Origin of the sequence: Mycobacterium sp. NBC_00419, assembly GCF_036023875.1 — a bacterium.
Lineage (GTDB): Bacteria > Actinomycetota > Actinomycetes > Mycobacteriales > Mycobacteriaceae > Mycobacterium.
Genome location: NZ_CP107931.1, coordinates 4,889,734 through 4,914,529 on the forward strand (window position 1 = coordinate 4,889,734; position 24,796 = coordinate 4,914,529).

Genomic DNA, 24,796 nt, shown 5'->3' on the forward strand with positions numbered 1-24,796 from the left:
GTGGAGGATGAAGTCGCCCGCGGATACACCGGCGCGCCGGTGCCGACAACTGGGCAGGCCTGGCCGAGGCCGGCTCCTTCGGGGCATGCAACGCCGTCTGGATCCCACGCCAGTCCACCCGGCCGGCATCCGTATCAGAGTGAACCGCAAGCGGGTTCGTTGTCCGGTTTGCGCAGTCTTGCACCTGAAGTTCAGGGGGCCGTCAGTGCGACTTTGGTGATACCAACGTTGCCCGCCTACTTTGTCAGCTATGGCGCCGAAGCGTCCTTCTGGCTGTCGTGGGCCGTCATATTGCTGCTCGAACTCTACTTCGTCGTGATCGTCGCGTTCTGGTCATGGCCGGGAGCGCGACGCGCGGCAGCGGTGACCACCGCGGTACTCGCTGTGCTGTTGGATCGCGTGCCGTTTGCGGTCTATTCAGTTGGCGACGGGAGTAGTTGGTGGGTCTGGGCCTTCCGCTGTTCCTACGCATCCCTCGTGTTGGTCGTGGCGGCTTGGGGCATAGCGCGCAGGCGGGGCGTCGGCTGGGTGCTCGGCCTCGCGCCCACCGGCGGCCTAGTGGTGCTCGTTGTGTGGTTTTACGAGCATCATTCCGGTGGGCCCCTGAACTGGTTGGCAGTCTGGAGCATCGATATCGGTGTTCTGGTCCTCGGATGCCTCCTCTGCTGGGGATCTGAGCGCTTGTTCAGAGGTGGCCGTGCGGGAGTCAGCCGATCACTGTGAGGTCGAAGCTCGACTACTGCGAAGGCCGTGGTCATGTCCGCTGGGCAGGAGTTGGCTCGGGTTGTTTGATGTTATCGGTGTGGTGGGCGCGGGGTGTTGGGAAGGTGTGGTGCGTTGATGTCGATGCGGTTTAATGTGCCGCCGAATTGGCCGGTGCCGCCGGGGTGGTCACCAGGGCCGGGGCGTCGGGTTGATCCGTCGTGGCCGGCGCCGCCGGCGGGTTGGCAGTTCTGGATCGTCGAGGACGACGGCCCGCCAGCTTTCCCGGGACCGGTCGCCGGGGTCGAGGTAGCGGGCACTGAATACCCTGGCGCACCAACGGGTTGGACACCGGCTGCTGAGCCGCCCGGCTGGCGTAGTGGGCGGCGGTGGCCGCTGTCGGCGACGACTACTGCCGCAGCAGCACTGGTGATGGCCCTGGCGGTGGGTATCACCACCTGGGCCCTCACCAGCAAGCCCGCAGCCCAGCCCGGCGCCTCACCGACGACCGTGCCGGTGATAGTCAGTGTGCCCACGATCGTGATCCTCGACGGGTCGGGATCAATGAATCAGAACGACGCCCCGGGACCGCGGATCGAGGCCGCCAAAGCCGCCGCCGCCGCCCTCATCGACGCCCTGCCCGCCGATGCCACCATCGGACTGGACACCTACGGCACCTCCACCGGATCCAGCCCCGCCGAGCACGACATCGGCTGCCGCGACGTAACCACCCTGATCCCCCTTGGTGCCCTCGACCGCGAGGCCATCCACGCCAGCATCACCTCACTGCAGGCCTCGGGCTACACCCCGATCAGCCTGGCCCTGCACCACGCCGGCACCGAACTACCCGCCGACAACTCCCCACAGGCCATCGTGCTGGTCTCTGACGGTGAAGACACCTGCGACTCCGACCCGTGTCAGACCGCTGCCCAACTCAAAACCAGCCACCCCAACCTGACCATCTCCACCGTCGGGTTCAAAACCGACGGCCCCACCGCCGAACAACTACGCTGCATCGCCACCACCACCGGCGGACTATTCGTCCCCGCCACCAACGCCGCCCAACTCAGCACCCGGCTGATCGCCACCCAAAACCTCAACGCCGCCAACACCTCCCTAACCCCCACCGGCCTAGGCGACATCGAACTCGGCACCACCGTGACCGACATCCGCGCCACACACCCCGACTTTCCCAACACCACCACCACCGACACCACCACCATCACCTGGCGCGACTGCGACTACACCTTCACCAACAACACCCTGACCACCATCACCCCCCACAACGGCGGACGCACCATCGACGGCCTCACCCCCGGCACACCCCTCACCACAGCAATCGACCTCTACGGCCAACCCCTAGGAGAACCCGACAACAACGCCGGCTTTCTGTGGCTTACCTTCACCGCCGACCAGAACGAAGGCACGCTCTACCGCATCGCCGTCGACAACTACAGCCCACCAAACACCGGCACTATCACCCGAATATCGTTATGCCACTGCACACCCCACGTAACAGGACCTCCGGTGGCGACGTTCGGCGGGTATGGGCCTATCAAGATCGGAATGAGGAGGGAGGACGTTCTCGCGGCGATCGGTGGTCAACCGCAGGAAGTGGACCAGCACGGCTGTAACCTGACAACTGCCGATTCGACGAGCATCACCTTCGATCGCAGGACTGATCGTGTCGTCAGAATCATCACTCCCCCGGGAACAATGACCGACCGAGGCGTCGGCAGCGGTTCCACGCCCGACCAGATCCGAGCGGCGTACTCGGGCCCGGACTACACCATCGAGGCGGGCGCAATCGGGGGCCAGGGCACTGATGCGGTAAACGTGAACGACACCTCGGGGCAATTGATCAGCTTCTCGATCAACTACGGTGTGTCGGATCCCCCGAGCATCGGCCTTCCCTCCGGCTGGGAGTTGTGCGTTGGCTAGCCCGATACGCGAACACTGTCATGCCACGCTGGTTTAACCCGCCGCCGGGTTGGCCAGTTGTGGACGGCTGGTCCCCACCGCCGGACTGGCAGCCTGACAGCACGTGACCACCGGCCCCACAAGGATGGCAGTTCTGGCTCGACGAGAAGGCGCTACCCTCCGCTGACCAGACAGCAGGGCACCAAGGTCCCACACATCGTAGTGCGAGCGCCAAACCTCACCACCCAGGAGATCTAGCTCCCGTTGAGTTCGACACGAACCGCCTTTGGAAGCGGATCAGGCGTCGGCGCCGAGGGCGGGGGGAACGATGTTCCGGGACCAGTCTCGACGGTCAGGTGGCCGTTCAGTGGAGAATTCTCTCGCAGGGCGAGTCGTGCCGTTTCAAGCTCCATGTCCGAGCGTTTGATCCATGCGACGTACCAACCCTGTTGCGGTTCAGTGACTTTGATGATGTTGAACAGCGGGGTCCCGTCGTCTTCGAACAGGTAGGGGTCCTGAAGTTTGACGGCTTGATAGATGGCGTCGAGGAGTGCTTCGTGGGGTTTGCAGTTGCAGAGGGTGATGGAGGTGATGGTGCTGGTGTTGGTGGTGTTGGTTCCGTTGATGGTGATGCGGTAGGCGTGGTCGGTGTTGGGGTCGGCGTCGAAGATGACCGTGGTGGTGTTGTCGTTGTTGGGTGTGGTGGCCAGGGGTTGGCCGTAGAGGTCGATTGCTGTGGTGAGGGGTGTGCCGGGGGTGAGGCCGTCGATGGTGCGTCCGCCGTTGTGGGGGGTGATGGTGGTCAGGGTGTTGTTGGTGAAGGTGTAGTCGCAGTCGCGCCAGGTGATGGTGGTGGTGTCGGTGGTGGTGGTGTTGGGAAAGTCGGGGTGTGTGGCGCGGATGTCGGTCACGGTGGTGCCGAGTTCGATGTCGCCTAGGCCGGTGGGGGTTAGGGAGGTGTTGGCGGCGTTGAGGTTTTGGGTGGCGATCAGCCGGGTGCTGAGTTGGGCGGCGTTGGTGGCGGGGACGAATAGTCCGCCGGTGGTGGTGGCGATGCAGCGTAGTTGTTCGGCGGTGGGGCCGTCGGTTTTGAACCCGACGGTGGAGATGGTCAGGTTGGGGTGGCTGGTTTTGAGTTGGGCAGCGGTCTGACACGGGTCGGAGTCGCAGGTGTCTTCACCGTCAGAGACCAGCACGATGGCCTGTGGGGAGTTGTCGGCGGGTAGTTCGGTGCCGGCGTGGTGCAGGGCCAGGCTGATCGGGGTGTAGCCCGAGGCCTGCAGTGAGGTGATGCTGGCGTGGATGGCCTCGCGGTCGAGGGCACCAAGGGGGATCAGGGTGGTTACGTCGCGGCAGCCGATGTCGTGCTCGGCGGGGCTGGATCCGGTGGAGGTGCCGTAGGTGTCCAGTCCGATGGTGGCATCGGCGGGCAGGGCGTCGATGAGGGCGGCGGCGGCGGCTTTGGCGGCCTCGATCCGCGGTCCCGGGGCGTCGTTCTGATTCATTGATCCCGACCCGTCGAGGATCACGATCGTGGGCACACTGACTATCACCGGCACGGTCGTCGGTGAGGCGCCGGGCTGGGCTGCGGGCTTGCTGGTGAGGGCCCAGGTGGTGATACCCACCGCCAGGGCCATCACCAGTGCTGCTGCGGCAGTAGTCGTCGCCGACAGCGGCCACCGCCGCCCACTACGCCAGCCGGGCGGCTCAGCAGCCGGTGTCCAACCCGTTGGTGCGCCAGGGTATTCAGTGCCCGCTACCTCGACCCCGGCGACCGGTCCCGGGAAAGCTGGCGGGCCGTCGTCCTCGACGATCCAGAACTGCCAACCCGCCGGCGGCGCCGGCCACGACGGATCAACCCGACGCCCCGGCCCTGGTGACCACCCCGGCGGCACCGGCCAATTCGGCGGCACATTAAACCGCATCGACATCAACGCACCACACCTTCCCAACACCCCGCGCCCACCACGCAACAGCGGGACCGATCACCCTGTGGCACAAAGGATGCTACCGACATCACACCCGCCAAACAGGCCGAATAGCCTGACCACCACACTCCAACCACTCCATGTCAGACGAACGACCGACAGAGCGCAACGCCGGTCAGTGCGATACTCCTACACCCAGACCCAAACCCCACCCACACCACCCAACATCGCCCAAATGACAAGAAGAATCACTGATCTCATGCCGCCGAGCGTTCTGACTATCGCCTCTCCCAGGCCGTTCACCTTGAGCTGCTGTCGTGGGGGTGTGTGGTGAGTGTGGTGTTGGGTGTGGTGGGTGGGTCGTCGGTGGTGTTGGGTGCGGTGTTGGCGCGGGCTGGGGAGGGGGTGGTTTATGAGGTGGTGGGCCGGTCGGGGTGGGTGGTGAAGGTTTTTCATTCTGATTTGCGGGATCGGGATGTGAAGTTGGCGAAGGTGTCGGCGATGGTGGGGTCGGTGCCTGTGGGGGCGGTGCAGTCCGATGGGTTTGTGGTGTTGACGTGGCCGTTGCATGTGGTGGTGGGGGCTGATGGTGGGCCGGTGGGGTATGTGATGGCTCGGGTTGATACTGCCGATGCGGTGGAGATTCATACGTTGTCGAATCCGTCGAATCGGGTGAATCCGTTGCCGGGTGCGCCGGGGTGGACGGTGCATGCGTCGTGGGTGCATTTGGTGAATGTGGCGGCGAATTTGTGCTTAGCGGTGGATGTGGTGCATCGGGTGGATGCGGTGGTGGGGGATTTCCAGGAGCGCAACATTCTGGTGAACGACACCACGCGGGTGACGTTGGTGGATTGCGATTCGATGCAGTTCACCGATGGTGGGGGGCAGACGTTTCTGTGTGGGGTGGGGCGGCCGGAGTTTTTGGCGCCGGAGTTGGCGGGGGTGGATTTGTCGTCGACGCCGCGGGGGAAGGCCTCGGATTTGTTTGCGTTGGCGGTGCATATCCATGTGTTGTTGATGGGCGGGAATCATCCGTTCTTGCGGGGGGTGTGGTCGGGCAGTGGTGATCAGCCGGATGCGTTGAGTTTGGCGCGGTTGGGGTTTTGGGCTGGGGGGCCGGGGTCGTTGTTGGGGACTCATCCGTTGGCGCCGCCGGTGGATTTTTTGCCTGAAGGTGTGCAGCGGTTGTTTGTGCGGGCGTTTACCGAGGGGGTGGTTGATCCTTCTGTGCGTCCGTCGGCGGCGGAGTGGCGGGCGGTGTTGCAGGGCTTGGTGGTGCGTTCGTGTGGGCGGGGTCATCAGGTTCCGGTGGAGACGGAGTGGTGTCCGTGGTGTCGGATTGAGGATGAGCGTGCTGCGCGGCGGGCTGGGGGTGCGCAGCAGAGTGTGTTTAAAGTTGCCGCGCCGGTGGGTCCTTCGGGGTCGTTGCCGCGGTCGCAGCCCGTCTCGAGTACTACTGCTGCTGGGGGGTCTCGGCGGGGCGGGGTGATCGCCGCCGCGGTATTGGGCACGTTGGTGGTCGTGATCGCCCTCATTGCACTCATCACCAACCTCAACACCACGCCAACCGCGGGTCCAACCATGACCGTCGTCGTGAGTCCGGAGAACCCGGCGCCCACCGACGGCTGGCCAGCGCCGTACACCAGCAAGGTCTCGAGCCCACTTCCTGGGATCAGCACCCAATCTGCGCCGCAACCGGCGATCGGAGTGATCGTCGGTACGTGCGACGAAGGGGGGAGCTGCGGCGTCAAACAGCGGACTGCGCCCTATACCGCTGCGCCACGGCTTTACCCGGACGATCTGCGCGATGGCGCGACGGTAACCGTTGCCTGCCAACAGTCTGGTGACACTCGCTCCAGTGCGGGCCACGGCACCAGCGCCATCTGGTATCGGCTGGACAACGGTGCTTACGTGAACTCGGTATACCTGAATGTCAATGCGGCCGCGATACCGCCGTGCTGAGGTTCAGATGTTGAGGTCGGTCTCGTCTCTGCTGGCTGCCGCTGTTGTGTTGTTGGCGGCTCAGTTTGGGCTATCTGCCTGTAGTTCAACGGCCCCGGCAGATTCTGTCGATCCCGCCGCGGTCGTAACGGTCAACACTGGCGCATCGTCGGTAGCTGTGCAGACCTCATCGGTAACCGCAGCCATCAGCGATTGGCAAGTGATTGCTACGTCGGTGCAAGGTCGCCCCATTCGGGCGCGAACCATCGGTGATGGACCCCGGCGCGTGCTCTTCATCGGTGGTATTCACGGGGACGAGGCTGAAGGCGCCTACTCGACAGCGCAACTGCCTAGAGCTTTCATCGAGGCAGGATTGACTGACGCGGTCACGTTGACCATCCTCGAAGACGCGAACCCTGACGGGAGAGCTGCACACACCAGGACCAACGCCAACCGCGTTGACATCAACCGGAACTTCCCCGCGACGAACTTCGATACTTCCAATGCTGCGTACGGGTCACAACCATTGAGCCAACCTGAATCGCGGGCGGTCTACGACACCGTCGCCCGACTCCATCCAGATCTGGTAGTCGTCGCACACTCTTGGCAGGGACGGCAGTTCCTCAACTTCGATGGCCCAGCTCGCCAACTGGCGGAGAGGTTTTCAGCGCTTAGCGGCTTGCGAGTAGAGGAATCAAGTGCGTTTGCCCCTACACCGGGATCGTTGGGCTCATACGTCGGCCGCGATCGCGGAATACCGATCCTGACCGTTGAAGTGCTTAAGGGTGCAGATCCCAAAGACGTGTGGGACCAGATTCACGCAGCGCTGCTTGAGGTCATCTCAGGCCTAGCGTCCTGATGCTTCAGTCGGTGTAGTCGTGGCGGCCCTCGGCCTACGGCCCTATAAGAGGAGCGAGAAGGGCTGCCACGACCAGTTCCGGATTACGGATCGACCGTGAATGGTTGCTCGCCGTGAAGATGTTGACCCTGCTTGGTGTCTACGTCGACGACGTAGGTGTACTGACCCGGTGCTTTGATCGAGAACTTCCAGTGACCGCTCTCGGAGAATCCGTTGACGCTCTGACTCGCGGAATAGACGCTGTTCCCGTTGCCGTCGAGCACGGTTGAGGACTCATGCCCCCAAATGATCGAGCCGTCAGAGGTATTCCAGCTCAGTCCGAGGTCGGCTGACCAACGTCCATTCGCGGTGCGACCGAGCTGGAAATGGTCGGGGCCGATCTCGGTGCCGTATGCAAATCCACGCTGGACGTAGATCGACAACTGCAGACCGGTCGGGTCGGCATGGGCCGGTGCTGGGACGCCGCACCCGAGGAGGACTAAGGCAAGTCCTGCTGTTATTGCCCGTGGTGGAGTGTGGCTGCCCCGATCAGGTCCCCGCGACTGCGTATCGTGCCGATCCTGCTGCATAGGCGGACTCTATCGCCGTACTCGAGGTTGTGAACTCCCAAATCGGCAGTCCAAAGGTGGATTCATACGAATGGCGGACAAGCAGTCGTCTGGCCCTGTAGTTGTATCGAGGAGGCTCGCAAGGATGGGCTCGAATTGCCGACCACCGTGTTTTCATACCGACGTGGTTCATCAGCACTGTCCGGGACCCACGTCGTGTTGCCAACATGAATGGGTCCGGTACCACGGCCAACCTGCGAGGCTCATTAGCGGCGCGCATGGACAATCAGATGTATCGGGCCGATTTGCAATTGGCTGCCGTCGGTTAGTGTCGTTCGGTTGGCTGTGTGGTTCTCGATATGTTCGATCCGGCCATTGTTGAGCACGATCGATGAGACGCCTGGCGGTAACCCGCGAACGACTACGTCATCTTCTCGATCTCCGCCGATCGAGATGGGTTCAGCCCCGATCGTTACCCGCGTCGTTTCGTTCGGAGCCCAGATGATCTCCAGGCTCGCTTCGCGGAAGATGCTTTCTACCAGAAACATTGCGAGTCCCAGCGCGAAGCCCAGGGCGCCAACGCCCACGAGTCGTCCCCACATGTCAGGCAACTGGTTGGAGACAAGAACAAAGCCGATGCCGCCAAGGCAGCCGCCGACGAAGCCGGCAAGTGTCCCTTTCGGCATGCTGAGATTGGGCACGGTACGAGAAAGCAAACAGCCGATTAGTGCGCCCGCGATTCCCCAGCAGAAAGTCCGCAGCACATAGTTCTTGAACTCAAAACTGCCGATGTCGAGAGTGAACACAGTCTGGGCCACAGCCCCCGCCACAAAGCCCGCGCCAGCCCCGTAGAGCCAGATCAGGGCTAGGCGGCGAGGCTGTAGATCCTTTCGCTGATGCCACTTATCAGAGACAAAGAGTGCGGTAGCGATGACGCTGGTGAATATGCACGACCAGAATCCCGTCTCCATCACCGCCGTGAATGCACCCCGGGTTGGCTCTTGGCCGATCACTTCGGCAAGTAACGCACCCACTGCGCCACCAACTGTGCCCGCTGCCAGGTGGAGGAGGAGCTTGTTTGATCGCAACCTCCCAACGAAGTCGGCGGGCTGTGCCGGTGGGTAACCGCCGGGGTGCTCTCGGCCTGATAAGGGGTAGCCAGACGGCGGCACTCCGCCAGGCAACATCGGATTAGGGGCTGCAGCAGGATGATTTGGCGGAGAAGCATGCGCTGGTGTCGGCGTTGCAAGATACTCGGATCGCTGTGGTGACTGCCCCTGAGCTGGAGGAGTCGCTGGCTGGCCGCCCACTGTGTAGCCTGCACCGAACCTGCTGGGGGGCAAGTCGTTGGTCACGAGAACGGTCTAGCATCGCCACCGTCCATCTGTTGGCCAGCCAGGTCTTATTAGTACGAACGGACGACACTACTGTTCGATGCGGGTCCGTCACGCTACCCAGAATTGCCATCCAGGCTGTGTCGGTGGCCAAGAACTGTCTGGTCGCCAGGCGGCGTCCGGCGTCCATCCCACCGCGGGTATGTTTAGGCGCTGCTTGTAGTGATTGTGGTGGTAGTAGTCCGTGTGTTAGCGATGGCGGCGGACGTTTGAGACTTCGTCGATAGTGGGCCTGTCGAGCAGGCGCTAGTTGGGATGATGCTGGCGGCGACAGGAAGAACAAGTGCGGCACGGCCCGATCGCGTCTTTGGTACAACACCCCCCATCTTTGTGAACGCTTCTTCGTTGTGGCTCCCAGGTCTCGGTCCAGCCTTTTTGGGCGCGTTAATCATCTTGAAAAGCGCTGTGCTGGAAACAATCTCAGGGGTCTCGGCAGTTCAGTCAGGCGGATCCGTCCGCTTATCGCCGTTATAGGTTGTACCTGCGGCAAACCTCTTGCTGGATTCCGCCAGGATCTGAGCAACGGTTGGTCTTGTCGTGCTGTCCTCGGTGCCGCCACCAGCGGCGACTGTCCCGGAGGAAGGTGCTGTCGCCGGAGGGGCCGGCCGGGCAATCTTTGGTGGCGCGGGTGGCGTCGGGTGTGCAAGCGGAGAGTCGGGTCGACCTGACGCCAAGGCGCCATCGGAGGGGCGGAAGATCCTGGCCGTGGTGTGAGAACCAGCCACCGGCGATGCGCTTGCGGGTGCCGAGGCCAGTATGTGCGAGCCAACCCCGGGCGCGTGTCGGACTAGTTGGGGCGATGGTCCGGTCGAGGGTGCAGGCTGCCAATCATGCTGCGGCGCGGGAATATCGCCATTTGCCAACGCTGGGTCTAGCCGTCGTCCGAGGTTCCGGGCTCCTGTGATCACCACCCCTAGCACCACGAACGACAGCACGCAGACCAACACATCAAAGCTGCTGGTGATCTGATGTGCCAGGTCGTTGCCGTAAACGGGGTTGTAGGGCGGTCGGTACGTCGGTCCGTAGTCCATCCGCGGCGCAAGAACGACACCGAGAACAATGCGGGAAAATGTCAGTGCAAGAACGGATCCCGATGTCATCACAATCACGCTTCTGCGTAACGTGCTGTTGACCAGGTTCATGCGCAACCACAGTGCCGCGACTGCACAGATCGCGTCGATGACCATCAACACAACGGTGTCGTACATCGAGTACCGAATGTGCAGGTTGGCTGCGACGAACAGGTCCGTGATGCGCAGCGCAACAGATCCGCCGCTCCACACGGCGATCAGGAGCAGGCAGTTTCGGGCCACCTTTCGCCAGGCCGCGGCCGGTGCTGCCTCGACGGAGTGATGCAACAGCAACGCGCTTGGTGCAAGGATCGCCGCGGCGGCCACCCATGTCACGTAGCCTTCGAACCCGACCGATGTGGTCGAGGTGGTCTGTGCGATGCCATGGAACGAGTCGATCTTCCGGCCAATCTCCGCACCCCACACCAGGACACCGCCCGCGACGGTGGCGCCGCCCAACACGACCGTGGTCAGGCGGCTGGCGTGCTCACTGTCGAGTAGCCAGCGCGAGGCGATCAGTACGGGGAGCAGTGCGACCGCCCCGTAGATGATCGTGGTGGCGAGTACGGTTGCGCTCTGGCCACCGGTGACCGGATCGCCGAGGTGTGGAACCACCGAGCGGATGCGTTGGTAGAGGTTGAACAGCGTGGCGAGGGTGGCCAGTGTGATCGCAGCGAGTCCGAGGATGCGGGTGATCCCCACCCACCGCCCCAAGCGCTCAGGGACTGAGCGTGCATCGGTCAAGACCGGCTGAGCGGCAAGCAGACTGCCGGCCAACCCCGTCCATGCCCCCGGCCCGACGCCGGGTGGCACCTCCGCGGTACCGCTGTAACGGACCGCCTGGACGATCGCGTAAACCACAAACCCCGTGACCACGAGGAGGTAGGGAAGGTTGAGTATCAACCGTGCCCGATCTGTCTGTGCGGCAGTGAAACGATCGCCAAAGAGCACCTGCGCTCCGCGATGGGTGACAGTCAGAGCGCCCCCGGCCAGTAGGGTCGCCAGGATGACCGCGAGGTAGATCCAGCCGTTGCCGCCGGGCACTCCGCTTCCGAAGCTCAGGCTCCAGGGCAAGATCAACGCGACTACCAGCAGCACGCCAGAAGCCGCGTCACGGGTCACGTTGGCCCGGCGGACGGCGTTGTCGGCTTCTATTCCCGATCCGGGATCCATTTCGGCTGCCCCATGCGTGTTGTCGGCAAGGGGCGCTCGGTGTCTGGTGTACGGGTTGTCACTCACCGCGAACCCCCTGGATGTCTGAGATCGGCACGGCCCAGAGTTGCTGTTGGCCGGATGGTCTGGTGCGCATTCTAGGTCGGCGGCTTCCATCGGGATGTCCTCCGTTCGAACGACGATCGTCGTCGCGAGGGGGTAACAACGTGTTGGCTGCGCGGCAGAAGGGGCCTCTCGGAGGCCTGTCACCGAGGTGGTGAGAATATTCGTTGATCCACTGTTGGCAGAAGAGGTATCGCCCATGACGCTCCCCGCGCGAACAGCTGCGGACTTTTGGGCATCGGAATGCCGTCACGTCGTCAACTGGACCGGTACCCGCAGGTGATGGTGGGGGGTGCCGGAGCTGCCTCGCTCCAACTCGACACAGGTCAGCCAGTGCTGTTGGGGTCGCCCCTGTCTGGGGCGACCGGCGAAGGGACCATCTTCGCACTGGCCGGCCGACCTGACTGGGCGGCGAAGATCTTTCATCCCACGCTCACCGGGCTTGAGGGCAAGCTCGCCAAAGTGGCTGCGATGGTTCAGTCGCCGCCGGCGGGGGCGATGCAGCCTGACGGACTGGTGGTCCTGACCTGGCCGCTGCATGTTTTGTTCGACGCCTCAGGCGCCGTCGGCTACGTCATGCCGCGCATCGACACGACCACATCGGTCGAGCTGCACACCATCAGTAACCCCTCGAACCGACGAGATCCACTTCCCAAGGCACCACAGTGGACTCGCCACGTCACGTGGGGTCACCTGGTGAACGTGGCAGCGAACCTGTGCTTGGCAGTCGAAGTAGTGCACCGCGTCGACGCGGTGATCGGCGACTTCCAAGAACGCAACATCCTGGTGGCCGACACCACCGAAGTGACGCTCGTGGACTGCGATTCGATGCAGTTCAGCGACCGAGCCGGCCAGCGCTACCTCTGTGCGGTTGGGCGTCCGGAGTTCACCGCGCCCGAGTTGATGGGGGTCGACCTGCGTGTGCAGGCGCGACAGCAGACCGCCGACCTCTTTTCGCTTGCGGTGCACATCCATCAACTCCTGATGGAGGGCAATCATCCATTCATGCGGGGGGAGTGGCGCGGCCCCGGGCACCAACCGGACGCGCCCACGTTGGCCCGAACCGGAGACTGGGCCGGCGGCCCGAATTCCCGGTTGCACACCCACCCGCTGGCACCGTCGGTGACGTTCCTGCCCGATGAGATCCAGCAGCTGTTCACCCGAGCATTCACGGCAGGAGCGCAGGAACCCGGCCTTCGACCCGCGGCTTGGGAATGGCGGGCCGCATTAGGGCGCATTCGCCTCACCCGCTGCGGCCGAAACCCCGACCACCAGCATCCGGCAACCTCGCCTGTGTGTCCGTGGTGCCTTATTGACGACGAAAGACAAGCCCGCCGGCAACGGCAGAATCCGACCGGTCCGAATTTCATACCGCAGAACTCGCAAGGTTCCCTCCGAACTGGGCCGTCGAGAGCCGTGTCGGTCTCAGCGCAAGCCGGACCCGCGGGCTCGCGGGCCACCCGATCCCATCGCACGGCTTTGGCCCCGAAACACAAGGCCATTCTCGCTCTGCTGGCGGTGACCGTGGCCATCGTAGTTGCGTTGTCCGCCTACATCATCTGGGCCCTCTTGACTGGGGCAACGACATTCCGCAGTTCCGGCCATGGCTATGACGATCTATCGTCAACCCCTGCCCGACAACCGATTTCGAGGCAGTGTCGCTAGGCCTTCACACTTTTGGGGCGTAGGTATCCCAAAATCTGGCCATTGTTCTTGTCGCTGAACGCATAGGTGTGAACGGCAGCAGGGTCGTTTCCGGAGATTCCGTCCTGCCAGGTGTAGTTCTGCTCGAGCACCGAGTACTTGTTGCCGTCAACACCGGTCACGAGTGCGACGTGCCCGTACTGGCCCTGACCGTAGACGACGATGTCACCGGCGTGGGGTTGTCCCTGGCCGTAAGGGATACGGTCGTAGTACTGAGAGACACCATTGGTGTCGTAATGGTTGTAGATGTCCGACGCCGCAACACTATCGGTGGCAATTCCGGGCGTAGCGCCCACCACCTGATTGCTGTACTGCCGGAATACATCGAAACATTGCGCACCGTAGCTGTGATCCGGGTCAATGAACTTGCCCTGCCACTGGTCCACGAACCTGTCTGCCGCAGCCGACTGCGCCGCTGACACAGCGCCGTCGGCGGTAGTGGCGTGAGCCGCTGCAGCGACAGTTGATGCGGTCGCTGACGCGGTTGAAGACGCTGCTGCAGTCCCGCCCGAACCACTACTGGCGCTTGCCTGGCGCTGCTCGGAGACATTGTTGAGTGCAGACTGGCCCAGCCCTTCGATATGTGACTGGGCCGATGTCAATGACTGGCGGTGCTGCGGCCACCACTCGCTGACGAATCGCTGGGCGTCAGGTCCCTGCCACACCGCGGGAAGCGCATTGACGACCTTATCCAGCTGGGAAACCAGCGTGTCGATGGATGCGGCGTGTTGTTTGAGTTGACGCCCGGTCTGTTCGACCTGATCGACGTCCATGCCCATGCGCGCCATTAAGAGGACCCTTTCTGCGACAACATTTTCCGCACAGTGCAGGGCGATTAGATCGCCCTGCCGCGTGACTCAGCGACCCGAAACGTTCCGCTGCTCGGAGGCGTTGTTGAGCGCGGACTGACCAAGCCCATCGATCTCCTGCTGAGCCGCGGTCAGTGAGCGCCGATGTTGCGGCCACCACTCATTGACGAAACGTTGTGCGTCGGGGCCATCCCAGACTCCGGTCAAACCCTGCACCAGCTTGTCGAGCTGTGACACAAGATTGCCGATCGAGGCAGCATGGCTCTTGAGCTGACGTCCGGACTGTTCGACTTGCTCGACGTCCATTCCCATACGTGCCATCGGTATTACCTCCTGAGTGATCTGGTTAATCGTTTGCTGAAGCGCTGGACCAACTGTATTCCAGACATGGGCCCGTGGCCGAGGGGAAATGTGCCGGTTCATCCGAACGATCGACACCACCGGGTGTCATCGTGGTGGCATGTTGGTCGCCACCGGGTCGGGTAGCGCACCAACCGCGGTCGACGGCGGCCCCAGACTGATCGTTCCGCCGGCCTTGCGCGTCACGGCCTCTCCCGAGTTCAGATCAACAAGGACGAAGTCGTTCACTGGCGTGACTAGCTTGGCTACGGCATAAGCGACGGCCACCACTGTGTGCGGCGAGTATCCAGGCCAAGGATCATCATTGGTGGCCTCCAGCGTGGTGATGTTGGAGTCAGCAGGAGGCCGTAGCGGGCTACCACCGCCGCAGTGCACCCGTGGAACGCCGACAGGGTCCACCAAGATCGCGTCACCGGCCTGGAGCACCGTCTGGAACGGCATCGCCTTGTCACCGGCGAGACGGTGCGAGGTGACCCACGTGTCGGCCGCCAGGATCACCGGGGTCAGCGTGTTGAGGTAGTACGGAATCTGTTGGGGCTTCAGGCCGAGTGCAGCGGCCCAGGCGTGGGCTGCGTTGGGATGGGAATCCAAGTCATTCGCCATGGCCGCCGCGTCGCAGGGGATCTCAGTTCCGATTGTTGCGAACAGGCCAGGCTGCGTGCCGGATACCAATCGCACGCCGCGTTCGACGGATACCGGACCCTGGTGGGCTGATCCGGCGCTGTTTATCGGGGCTCCGGCGGCCGGTAGCGCCGAGGAGACCACTACAGAAGCGGTGAACGATTGCGGCCCCGCGGTATTGGCAGGCAAGAACTGCAATACCCCCGCGTCGGCAGACGCCCTCGTCGCCCCGGATCGATGGCGTGTCGTCAGCACCACCGTCGTCAGGGCGGTCAAGACGATTACTGTGAGAGCCACCGCTGCCGCAGTGAGGACGCCTCTGGCGCGTGGGTCGGTGGCCGACGGCTGGTTGGGGTCGTTCCAGCCGGTCCCTGGGGCGCTACTCGGTGGAGGTGACGATGACACCCTGGAACTTCTCCATACTTGCCTTGGCGGCCGCCCAACGCGGGTCGGTGGAATTGTCGAAGCTCAGTGCGACTTCCGGATAGCCATGGATGTGAACGTTGAGTGGGCTGCGATCTGACAGGCCCGGGTCGGCTTCGAATTGATGCGCGGTGGCTGCTGACTGCCCGGTGACCGCATCGACGGCAGCGTTGGCAGCCATCTGAATCACCAGGTTGCCAGAAAAGATTGGGCCTGCCGAACCGGAGTTCAATGCTGCCTTTTCAACCTCTCTGATCAAACCGCCGACGGCGGGAACCGCATCTCCATCCGCCCGGAGGTGCACAGCTTCCACGCCGGGGATGTCTGACTGCACCAGTGGTGACCCGTAGGTAAGCAACGTGGTCACGTGGTACCGGCCGGATGCCGCGATGTTCTGGGCGTCCATGCCGCCCTGGCTATACCCGACCAGCATGATGTCAGTATCGGTCCCGCCGGGACAGGCCTTGAGGGCTTCGTCGATCATTCCTGTGACGTGCGCATCGACGTATCCGGCCAGTAACGGAGCGTTTCGAGCCAGGGTGCGATTGTCCGTGGAGTCCTGGCCCTTCAAGTACACGATGAGTCGAGTGGCGCCATCGGCGCCGAGCACCTTCTCAATCCGCACCCCATCAGAATCACGCTCGCTGTTTCTGATGTGCTCAAACAGTTGGGCACTGTTGGCAGGGGCATTGGCTCCCCCCGTGGAACTGACCCCTTCTTGTCCATCGGCATTGCGGCGAAGATCGATCGCACCTTGACGCAACGCCGCCGCCGCGGCCCGCAAGGAGTGGACTGATCGGTCCTTCCACGCGGCTCGGAAGCGGTCACCGTCGGCACCCGACCACTGGTCGGCGCTGTCGACCAAACTGCTCAGAGATCGGGTCGTGGCCTCCACTGAGCTGGCCATCCGCTCGAACTGTGCGGCGGCCTCCCGGAGTTGGTCGACATCGGCACCGTTGTATCCCACTGCCACTCAGCTACTTTCGCTGCTCAGCTAGATGGAGGGTTGTGCCAACTGCAGCCATGTGCCTTTGCCCTTCTCGATGAGTACACCACGACCTGGTGGAAATTCGTGGCGCCGAACGGGCCCGATGGATGTGCTCAGCAGGGTGTCGGAGTCGCCCGCGCTGGGCGCCAGAATCAATCCGCGCCGCGGCGACTTGAACGGTTGACCCAACTGCCATGCCTGCGACCAGGTCGACACCTCCGCCTCGCCGACCACGAACGCCGACGCGTCGGCCAGCGTCTTGATCAGTCGGCCCATCACCGACTCAACATCGGTTCCGCTGAACTCGGTGACTGATTCGATGACGACCATCGGCGGTGACGACGACGCCTCCATTGCCGATGCGATCAGGTCCTCGGCCGCGTGCCACACCGCGTCGGTCCCGACTGCCGATCGGCTCCATACCGCCATGTTCCCGATGTTGCTGTTCGTGGGGGCCAGATGCACGATCTGGGCGGATGGGCTGCTGCGCCGCACAGCCTGCGCCAAAGTCAACAGCGCGGTGCTGCGGCCACTCCCGGGAGGCCCGGTCACCATGAACACCCCTCGGGGTGCAATGCCTACCGGAGCCAGCGATTCATCGGCGATTCCTATTGCCGGACTGTTGTTCTCGGTGTGGGCCGGAAGAGCGGCGAGATCAATGTGCTCGGCGAGGCGCTGTATCTGTTCAGCTTCTGGGTAGCCAGCCTCACGCATCTGGTCGGCCAGGAGCTCGACAGCGCGCGCTTGGACGGCGACGTTGGCGTCTCCGCCGAGGATCGCGACTTGGACTTCCTGGCCGTCCATGATTCCGCGACCACGAGGTGACGCCGCCGACAAGATATCCTTCGGTACCCCTGCAATGCTGTAGTCGTCGTCGGCCGCTAGGCGCAGAACCAACCTGCGCTGGATGTTCGCCGCGAGCGAGATCGACAGTGCCCCAGGACGGTCGGCGGTCATCACGACGTGAATGCCAAGGCGGCGGCCGTCGGATGCCAACTGGGTGAACATAGGGAATATCGGCGACTGAGCCAGATGCTCATAGGCTTCCCGGAACGCCGCGATGCCGTCTATTAACAATAGGATGCGCGGTTCCGGGCGTCCCGTCGCGCGTCGGTAGTCGGTGATGGTCGCCGCGTTAACCGACGTGAAGGATCGCGACCGCTCATCGAGGACCGCCGACAGGCGGCGAAGCAGCCGCCCCAGACGCTCCTCGTCTTCACCCCCGACCACTGCTGCGACATGGGGTAGCGGCTCGAGGATCCGCATACTGCCGGATGCGAAATCCACCCCGTAGACGTGCGTCGGCCCCTCATCCGGTGACAGAGCAGCAGCAATTGCCAACGTGCACAGGACAGTCGACTTGCCCGATCCACCGGTGCCCAGCACAGCCATGTTGCCGTCATCGTCGGGCGAGAACATTCCGATGGGCTGAGTCTGATCCGCCGGGGAGTCTGTACGACCGACGACCAGCTTCCCTTCGCTGACATCCGAAGTCATCGACTCTAGGGCATAGACCGGCTGCAGCGGCGGCAGCCACGGCCGCCGGGGGACGGGAAGGCGCAAGTGTGTGGCGGCCGCCCGAGTCGTCGCCACCATTCGGGCGATATCGGTGGGAACTCCGCTCGTCGGTAGCGACCCCTTGGCGCCATCGGTATTCCAGGGTCGACGGCGCCCGAAGACGAACTCCGATATGTCGATCGGTGCGCGATCCGGCTGGTCGCCGGACCAACCGCCGACGTAACCGGCTTGGAACGTCGTCAACCTACCCGGTCCAGTCTTGGCGGCGACGCGGCCGGGGATCTCAGGCGGAAAGTGCGCGGCCAGCGGGTCGTCGATGACGTCTAACGAGTCGTCAACGTCGTTCAGCCGCAGGGCGATCCGCAGGTTGGTGTTGGCGCGGAGATTGTCACGGATCACACCTGCGGGACGCTGAGTGGCAAGTATCAGATGCAAACCGAGCGAACGTCCGCGTTGCGCGACGTCGATGACGCCGTCGACGAATTCGGGCACCTCGGTGGCAAGTGCGGCGAACTCGTCGACGATGATCACCAGGCTCGGCGGTGTGTCAGGATCCCCACTTCGCTCCAGCGACACAAGGTCTTTGGCACGCTTAAGGTTGAGCAGCCGCTCTCGTCGCCTGATTTCGGCGCCCAATGAGGTCAGTGCCCGGCGCACCAGGTGCGGCGAGAGGTCGGTCACCAAACCGACCGCGTGAGGCAGGTCCACACAGTCAGCGAAGGCGGTTCCACCCTTGTAGTCGACGAAGAGGAAGTTGACCCGGTCGGGGCTGTGTGCCGTTGCCATGCCCAGCACCCAGGTCTGCAGAAACTCGCTCTTACCGGACCCGGTCGTGCCGCCGACGAGTGCGTGTGGGCCATGCTCACGCAGGTCGAGGTGAAAGTCTTGGATGCCGGTGGAGCCCACCAACGCCCGCAGTGTCCCGGTCCGCGCGCTGCGCAGGGCGGGCTGTCCGCCGCGATTGGTCACCGAATCATTGGCGAGCCACTGGCGTGCCACACTGGCTGGTTCGGCGGCCAGCGCTGTGCCGGATAAGCTCAGATAGTTGACCGATCTCGGTAGGTCGGTGGCGTCGTCGACAGCGGCACCGACATCGGCGACCGGTGCGAGCAGCAAGGCAATCTGCTTGGCGTCGGCGACGTCGATACCTTCGCAGGCAACCGGATAGGTGTGCCGTCCGTGCCGCACCTCTCCGACCGTTGAGCCTGATGTCTCGTTCTCGATCAGGACGAACGTGCGGCATGCCGAAGGTACGTTGGCGACCTGGGTGGCAACCCAGATGACGTGGACACCGGCATCAGCACCGCGCTCGGCAAGACGGGTGAGGCGCGCGCGGTCAATCGGAGCGGTGTCATCGACCAGCACCACGACTGCGGGCAGTACCAGCGGCGCACGGGTCTCGGCGCCCAACCCCAACTGCTCCGTGATCGCCCCGTAAGAATGATCCCCACGGTCCTGGCTCTCCGCCGTACGTTTCTTGACCAGGTCCTCCAGCCTGGCCAGGAGCGCTTGACCACCATTGGCGCTATCGGTGAGATGGAGGCCTTCCAGCGGGCTGAGCAGCGACCCCGTGTGCGGCAGCCATTCCAGCCACTCCCACGACGTTCTCGACGTCGGCGAACAGAATGCCGTCACTGTCAGATCGGCAGGGGAGTGCAGCCCGATCAGTTGCATCAGAATGCCGCGCGCTACACCGTCGACGACTGTGCGCGGGCCGCAGACGCCCAGCGAGCCGCACTCGCGGAGATCGGCCACCACAGGTACATCGCTGATGAGACTGAACTGCTCAGTCAATTCCGTGATCTGCTGGACGTATTCGGGTTCGGCGTCGTACTCGCCAGACGTCTCGATCCGGCACCGCGATGGCGCGTCACCCAGTCCGAGCCGGATGGACAGAAACTCGCGATGCTCAGGCCGGTGGGTCCACAGGAGCGGTCCGAGCCGGTGGATGGCCTCGGCGACCTCGGCAAGTGCCGGCGTCTCTGCGCAGCGCACGGCCCGCTCGACCCGCTGAACACTAGTGAGATCAGAAGCTAAGTGCCGCAATGAATCGGCAAATCGGGCGACTTCCTGGCGACGTTTCTTGCGGGTTTGCCACCGAGTGTCGATGTACATGCCGACCATCAACAGGGGACTCAGCGCGACGAACAGTATCGAGAGCAGGTTGCGACTCACCAGCAGCAGCCCGAGTCCGAGCACTAAAGGCGCCAACATCGACAAGACCGGAAGGTGTGCGGGCTCGGGCCGCTGTGGTGGGCGCGGCGCCTTGAAGACGCGCTCGGCAAATTGCGGGACGACTCGCGGGGATCGGTTGAATTCGATCGCGACACTGTCGGTTTGGGCGGCGCCGGGCCGAACGGTTGGCAGGATCGCCACGGACGTACCCGCTAATTGGATCACGTCGTTGACGCCGACCACCGCTCGTTGGACGGCCTGCCCGCCCACCAGCACGCCGGTCGGCCCGGCCAGGTTGGAGATTTCGATGCTCTCCCCGACGACGACTGCGGCGTGCACGCCGGCTATCCCCGGATCGGTCAGCATCACGTCGCTGGTCAGATTGGTACCGATGACGGAATTTCCAGGAGCAAGCGAGAATTCACGCCCGGCGTCCGGGCCTTGAAGGACCCGCAATACCGCAACCGAGCGGCCGCGCCGAGTCCGTTGTGCTACGACGCCGGCCTTGGCAATACTGACCGTAGAGCCAGAGCGGATCCCGGATTCGATCAGGCTGCGAGTGGGTTCAAGCAGCCGGCCGGCTGTCCCGGTGTCGAATGCAGTGTGCTCGAGTTTGAGGGTCAGCGCGCTCGGGGGCTGAACGCTCTGACGATCGGGGTCGCCCGTGGCAAGGGCGGTGGCAAGGTCGGACACCGATGCGGTGGCGTCGGCGGTGACGGCGACTTGAGCCTGCGTGCCGTCGTCGCGCCGCAGAACGAATTTCAGGTGCACTAGCGCCTTCCCTGGGCAGCCAACGGAACGGGGGAGGCGACTTTGTTCAGGCCTCGGTGTGTGGTCACCCGCAGAGTCGTTTGTTGCGGTGCGCCCAGCGGGTTGGCGCCCAGCGTCACGTCGATGACGCGCAACCTGCTCACTGAATCATGCCAACCGTGGTGCGGCGTCGAACCTGTCACGACCGGTAGTGCGGCCATCCCTGCAGTGGCCGCGAAGATCCCGCTGCGCAGCATGCACGCGGTGAATCCGGGAGGCCGATGATCGCTGCCGCGTATCAGCCGAAGGCCCAGCATCGCCTTACCGAAAGTCAGCCCGGTGAAGCCTTGCCAGATCTGCATCCACAGCCAGACCGCCACCACTGCTACCGGCACCACGAAATAGACCACCTCCGCGCAGGCGAGTACCGCTGCAGCGGCGGTCAGTGGCAGGGCAGGACTCACCATGACCGCCAGATCCAACATCATGGCGCAACACCGCACCGCACCGCTGGCCTCGATGACCGCGGGAGCGGTCCCTGCTACGGGTGTCGTGATCGAGGTGTGTACCGAAGCGGCGGTGGGCGCGGTCGCACTGTAGGAGACTGATTGGTGCGGTTGGCGATTGGTGATTACTGCCCCGCAGGCAGCGCAATAGGGAGCATTGGCCCGCAAGGTCGAGCCGCACTGGGCGCACGCAGCTTCCACCCCGGTCGGCTGTCCTGGCATTACGTCCGCTCCATCCGGCTGCAACGTCTCCGATCTTGCGAGGGGTGCCTGGATACCTTTGGTGGATGCCGGCCGACACCCGAGCGCCGATTCGGTCGCTGTCGGCCGCGTCCTCTCGATCTGATCATGAGCGAACCCGTGGCTTCCTGCTGCGAGATTCACCGCGCCGCGCACACTGTAACGCTGGCCCCCAGCAGGTGCACCGATTCGTTGTCGGTCGAACGTACGATTGCCGCAGTCTTGGATCGGTCGCGACGATTGACCCCGCGCGAGGAGCCGGCCGAGATGGCTAAGGAGGGCCCTGTGGCAGCGTCAGGGAGCATTGGCCATCTGAACTGGAATAGGTCAGTCGGTGACTAACCCTACTTTGCCGCCGAGTCGATTCGGTGCCGGTTACACCTCAGGTAGTCCGCCTGTGAGCCAGGCGGTCTCGCCGCCAGTGCTTCCCGCCGGCCCACCTCATCGGGGAAGTCCTGCAACGCATGTCCCGAGTGCGCCGCGGTCGATGGTGAACCGACTTGCGATGGTCGCATTCGCACTGTCGGTCGCCTTTGGCTCCGTGTTGTTCTGGCTGACGATTCCCATGGCCGCCCTGGCCGGTTCCCGCATCCGGAAATCTCAGCAGGGCGGAGCAGGCCTGGCGCGCGCAGCTCTGGTGATCAGCTGCATCTATGTCGCCTTGGCGATCGTGGTGGTAGCACTCGCCGCTTACCTGTCGTCGAGCTCTGCTGCGGTTACTTTCGGTACTGCCTAAGCCTTGTCGTCGTCATCCGAACGACTGATACCTGTCCTCTTGTCGCGGTGTCATGATGGCGGTCATTGTGGCTGCGCTGTGCACGCGGTGAGTTAGCCGAGGGGTTTATGCGATGGAACTTGTTCTGGGGGTGTCGGTCAGCGGTGCCCAGGCGCGCTTGGCGCTCCTAGAGGCATCGAGTCCGGACACGGTGCTGGATCGGTTCGCACTGGATCTCACCTCGGACCCCATTGGGGACATTGCGACCACGGTCATCGGGACCGGCAAGGCGTTGGCCGCAGATGGACACCACCTGCTCGGCACCGGCGTGTGCTGGAGTGGGCAGAGCGCCAGAGCGTTGCAAGGTGCATTGTGCGACGTGGGAGTCGGGGACGTCACGTTGGTGGCGTCGTCCGAGGCAGCCACCGCGTTGGTGCGCGAGCGTGCCAGGGGGGCCGGAGACGACAGCACCGCACTGCTGCTGCTGGTCGATGAGGACACCGCCGCGCTTTCCCTCGTCGGCGCTGATCCGGCCTCCACCGCGGTCATCTCCGCGGAGTCGGTCACCAAGGGCGGGGCCACCGCCGCCTGCCAAACCCTGATGAGCCGGCTGAGTCACGAACCGATGGGGGTTCGACAGCTGTACCTGGTCACCTCGGAACCCAGAGCCGAACTCGACGCCGACCAGATCTATGCCACTGCGCCGGTACCGGTGCACACTCCGGCTGATCCCGCGTACGCCATCGCCGAGGGTGCAGCCATTGCGAGCGTGCCGCAGGCACAACGTGATGAGTACCTTGCGCCGAGTCTTGTCTCGACAGATTTCGGCCCCGAAATGGCTGCCTCGACCGGGCCGCTAGCGCCGACAGCCCTGAGCCCACAACTAGGCCCCCAGCTGGCCTACTCACTCGCTGATGACAGTTCCGCTTCCATTCCGCTGCCACCCGGCACCGACTACACCGAGGATCCGCTACCGCTGCAGAGCAAGCTGTCTCCACTGAGCCGACTGGGGCAATACGACGCCGAAGAGGATGATGACGCGAGCAGCCGGCCGCGGCTGGTACTGCTGGGCGGCGCCATTGCTTCGATCGTCGTTGTCGGCTTCTCGGCGTTGGCCGTCACTGTTGCCATCGCTGTCCGACCGACCGCGGCGGAGACACCGCTCCCGGCGCCGTCCAAGCCGGTGGAGAACAAGTACTTTCCGGTTCCCACAGACGAGAATGGGGGCTGGCAACCCACGACTGGGCTGCCGGATAGCCTGCCTCAGGTCACCGAGGTGTCCGTGACGGACCCGTCTGGCCCCCAAAGCTCTGGTGGGGGTGCCGCCTCCAACGGCAACGGCGGCAATGTCCCTGCGCCCGCGCAGGCTGCGGTCGATCCCGCACCGCCAATTGGTGACCAGCCAGCTCCAGCGCCCGATCAGTCAGCATTCCCGATATCGGGGTTCCAACTGCCCAACATCCAGCCCACATTCGTCTTCAATTGGCCCATCCCAGGGTCGCCGGTGGACAAGCGGCCGCGGACCACCGACGCACCCCAAGGCACGGATACCAAGTCGGGTACTGCGACGGTTCCGGGTACGGACGGCAAGCCGCAGACTGCCGACGCACCGCAAGGTACGGATACGAAGTCGGGTACTGCGCCGGTGCCGGAGACGAAGTCGGGTACTGCGACGGTTCCGGGTACGGACGGCAAGCCGCAGACTGCCGACGCACCGCAAGGTACGGATACGAAGTCGGGTACTGCGCCGGTGCCGGAGACGAAGTCGGGTACGGATACGAAGTCGGGCACGGAGACGAAGTCGGGTACTGCAGTGGTGCCGGAGACCAAGTCGAGTACGCCGGCGGTGCCGGATACCAAGTCGAGTACGCCGGCGGTGCCGGATACCAAGTCGAGTACGGCGCCCGTTCCGGTGGAGAAATCACCGTCGGATGGTGGCGGAGCTACGGGTGGTCCAAAGCCGAGAGCGACAGACCCCCAACCTGATGTACCGTCGTCGACGTCCGCGCTGCCCACTCCCAAACAGGCGCCGGCACCTGCTCCCGCTCCTGCACCTGCTCCGGCTCCCGCACCAGCACCTGCTCCGGCACCTGCTCCCGCACCAGCACCTGCTCCCGCACCAGCACCTGCTCCAGCACCTGCTCCCGCACCAGCACCTGCTCCGGCACCAGCTCCTGCTCCCGCTCCCGCTCCGGCCCCCGTTTCCGAGGCGCCGGCCGCACCCCCGGCCCCGCAGCTTCCCAAGATCGACCTGCCCAAGATCGAGTTGCCGAAACTCGACCTGCCTTCGTTCGGCGGCGGCGGGCAGTCCGCTGCACCTTCGACCAGTGTTGCGCCAACGCCCTAGGCG

At 63.9% G+C, this 24,796-nt stretch carries 18 protein-coding genes; 8 read left to right on the top strand and 10 right to left on the bottom strand.

The genetic code is table 11. The annotated features are described in order from the left end of the window. The first annotated feature begins 228 nt into the window (after positions 1–228). Both OG976_RS23390 and OG976_RS23395 read left to right on the top strand, forming a co-directional pair. On the top strand, positions 229–723 hold the full coding sequence (locus OG976_RS23390) for a hypothetical protein (RefSeq protein ID WP_328354339.1): 495 nt from the start codon (positions 229–231) through the stop codon (positions 721–723). Positions 724–840: 117 nt separating this feature from the next. After that, positions 841–2,643 carry a vWA domain-containing protein gene (locus OG976_RS23395; RefSeq protein WP_328354342.1) on the top strand — a complete coding sequence of 601 codons (1,803 nt, stop codon included), beginning with the start codon at positions 841–843 and terminating at the stop codon, positions 2,641–2,643. A gap of 233 nt (positions 2,644–2,876) precedes the next feature. Here OG976_RS23395 and OG976_RS23400 read toward each other — a convergent pair whose 3' ends face one another. After that, positions 2,877–4,553, bottom strand: a complete 1,677-nt coding sequence (locus OG976_RS23400; protein ID WP_328354345.1) for a vWA domain-containing protein — start codon at positions 4,551–4,553, stop codon at positions 2,877–2,879. Positions 4,554–4,880: 327 nt separating this feature from the next. On the opposite strand from OG976_RS23400, the gene OG976_RS23405 reads away from it, so the two are divergent. Beyond that, positions 4,881–6,512, top strand: coding sequence for a hypothetical protein (locus tag OG976_RS23405; protein ID WP_328354348.1), 1,632 nt, complete (start codon positions 4,881–4,883; stop codon positions 6,510–6,512). Positions 6,513–6,519: 7 nt separating this feature from the next. Further along, complete coding sequence (locus OG976_RS23410) at positions 6,520–7,350, top strand: M14 family zinc carboxypeptidase (RefSeq protein WP_328354351.1); 831 nt, start codon at positions 6,520–6,522, stop codon at positions 7,348–7,350. 83 nt (positions 7,351–7,433) lie between these two features. On the opposite strand, the gene OG976_RS23415 is transcribed toward OG976_RS23410, so the two are convergent. The 3 genes from OG976_RS23415 to OG976_RS23425 form a co-directional block, all read right to left on the bottom strand. After that, positions 7,434–7,919, bottom strand: a complete 486-nt coding sequence (locus OG976_RS23415) for a hypothetical protein (RefSeq protein ID WP_328354354.1) — start codon at positions 7,917–7,919, stop codon at positions 7,434–7,436. Positions 7,920–8,164: 245 nt separating this feature from the next. After that, positions 8,165–8,932, bottom strand: a complete 768-nt coding sequence (locus tag OG976_RS23420) for an FHA domain-containing protein (RefSeq protein ID WP_328354357.1) — start codon at positions 8,930–8,932, stop codon at positions 8,165–8,167. 797 nt (positions 8,933–9,729) lie between these two features. Continuing rightward, a complete protein-coding gene (locus tag OG976_RS23425) occupies positions 9,730–11,601 on the bottom strand; it encodes a DUF7937 domain-containing protein (RefSeq protein ID WP_328354360.1) in 1,872 nt (623 codons plus the stop codon). Between the two features lie 369 nt (positions 11,602–11,970). On the opposite strand from OG976_RS23425, the gene OG976_RS23430 reads away from it, so the two are divergent. After that, positions 11,971–13,302: a hypothetical protein gene (locus OG976_RS23430; protein ID WP_328354363.1), complete on the top strand. Its 1,332-nt coding sequence runs from the start codon at positions 11,971–11,973 to the stop codon at positions 13,300–13,302. On the opposite strand, the gene OG976_RS23435 is transcribed toward OG976_RS23430, so the two are convergent. From OG976_RS23435 to OG976_RS23460, 6 genes are all read right to left on the bottom strand, one after another. Beyond that, the gene (locus tag OG976_RS23435) at positions 13,299–14,120 is read right to left on the bottom strand and encodes a CHAP domain-containing protein (RefSeq protein ID WP_328354366.1); all 822 of its coding nucleotides are present in this window, start codon (positions 14,118–14,120) and stop codon (positions 13,299–13,301) included. The genes OG976_RS23430 and OG976_RS23435 overlap by 4 nt on opposite strands. A 78-nt stretch (positions 14,121–14,198) precedes the next feature. After that, a complete protein-coding gene (locus tag OG976_RS23440) occupies positions 14,199–14,462 on the bottom strand; it encodes a WXG100 family type VII secretion target (RefSeq protein WP_328354369.1) in 264 nt (87 codons plus the stop codon). 135 nt (positions 14,463–14,597) lie between these two features. Beyond that, positions 14,598–15,536, bottom strand: a complete 939-nt coding sequence (locus OG976_RS23445; protein WP_328354372.1) for a DUF6777 domain-containing protein — start codon at positions 15,534–15,536, stop codon at positions 14,598–14,600. Further along, positions 15,511–16,527 carry a WXG100 family type VII secretion target gene (locus OG976_RS23450; protein ID WP_328354375.1) on the bottom strand — a complete coding sequence of 339 codons (1,017 nt, stop codon included), beginning with the start codon at positions 16,525–16,527 and terminating at the stop codon, positions 15,511–15,513. The genes OG976_RS23445 and OG976_RS23450 overlap by 26 nt, the downstream gene beginning before the upstream one ends. A 21-nt stretch (positions 16,528–16,548) precedes the next feature. Further along, entirely contained in the window at positions 16,549–20,928 is a 4,380-nt protein-coding gene (locus tag OG976_RS23455) for an FtsK/SpoIIIE domain-containing protein (protein ID WP_328354377.1), read from the bottom strand. 77 nt (positions 20,929–21,005) lie between these two features. Further along, positions 21,006–21,452: an RDD family protein gene (locus OG976_RS23460; RefSeq protein ID WP_328354380.1), complete on the bottom strand. Its 447-nt coding sequence runs from the start codon at positions 21,450–21,452 to the stop codon at positions 21,006–21,008. On the opposite strand from OG976_RS23460, the gene OG976_RS23465 reads away from it, so the two are divergent. The 3 genes from OG976_RS23465 (at position 21,451) to OG976_RS23475 (ending at position 24,793) form a co-directional block, all read left to right on the top strand. Continuing rightward, positions 21,451–21,585, top strand: coding sequence for a hypothetical protein (locus OG976_RS23465; RefSeq protein ID WP_328354383.1), 135 nt, complete (start codon positions 21,451–21,453; stop codon positions 21,583–21,585). The two genes, OG976_RS23460 and OG976_RS23465, sit on opposite strands and share 2 nt — an antisense overlap. Before the next feature lie 651 nt (positions 21,586–22,236). Then, complete coding sequence (locus tag OG976_RS23470; protein WP_328354386.1) at positions 22,237–22,467, top strand: hypothetical protein; 231 nt, start codon at positions 22,237–22,239, stop codon at positions 22,465–22,467. A 112-nt stretch (positions 22,468–22,579) separates the two neighbouring features. Then, the gene (locus OG976_RS23475) at positions 22,580–24,793 is read left to right on the top strand and encodes a hypothetical protein (protein WP_328354389.1); all 2,214 of its coding nucleotides are present in this window, start codon (positions 22,580–22,582) and stop codon (positions 24,791–24,793) included. The last annotated feature ends 3 nt before the right edge of the window (positions 24,794–24,796 follow it).

Bases quoted from the DNA above. Each gene is read 5' to 3' on its own strand.
- OG976_RS23395 (WP_328354342.1), top strand. From the start codon at position 841: ATGTCGATGCGGTTTAATGTGCCGCCGAATTGGCCGGTGCCGCCGGGG.
- OG976_RS23475 (WP_328354389.1), top strand. From the start codon at position 22,580: ATGGAACTTGTTCTGGGGGTGTCGGTCAGCGGTGCCCAGGCGCGCTTG.
- OG976_RS23435 (WP_328354366.1), bottom strand. From the start codon at position 14,120: ATGGGCATGGACGTCGATCAGGTCGAACAGACCGGGCGTCAACTCAAA.
- OG976_RS23400 (WP_328354345.1), bottom strand. From the start codon at position 4,553: ATGTCGATGCGGTTTAATGTGCCGCCGAATTGGCCGGTGCCGCCGGGG.
- OG976_RS23460 (WP_328354380.1), bottom strand. From the start codon at position 21,452: ATGGTGAGTCCTGCCCTGCCACTGACCGCCGCTGCAGCGGTACTCGCC.
- OG976_RS23465 (WP_328354383.1), top strand. From the start codon at position 21,451: ATGACCGCCAGATCCAACATCATGGCGCAACACCGCACCGCACCGCTG.
- OG976_RS23415 (WP_328354354.1), bottom strand. From the start codon at position 7,919: ATGCAGCAGGATCGGCACGATACGCAGTCGCGGGGACCTGATCGGGGC.
- OG976_RS23470 (WP_328354386.1), top strand. From the start codon at position 22,237: ATGGTCGCATTCGCACTGTCGGTCGCCTTTGGCTCCGTGTTGTTCTGG.
- OG976_RS23410 (WP_328354351.1), top strand. From the start codon at position 6,520: ATGTTGAGGTCGGTCTCGTCTCTGCTGGCTGCCGCTGTTGTGTTGTTG.
- OG976_RS23440 (WP_328354369.1), bottom strand. From the start codon at position 14,462: ATGGGAATGGACGTCGAGCAAGTCGAACAGTCCGGACGTCAGCTCAAG.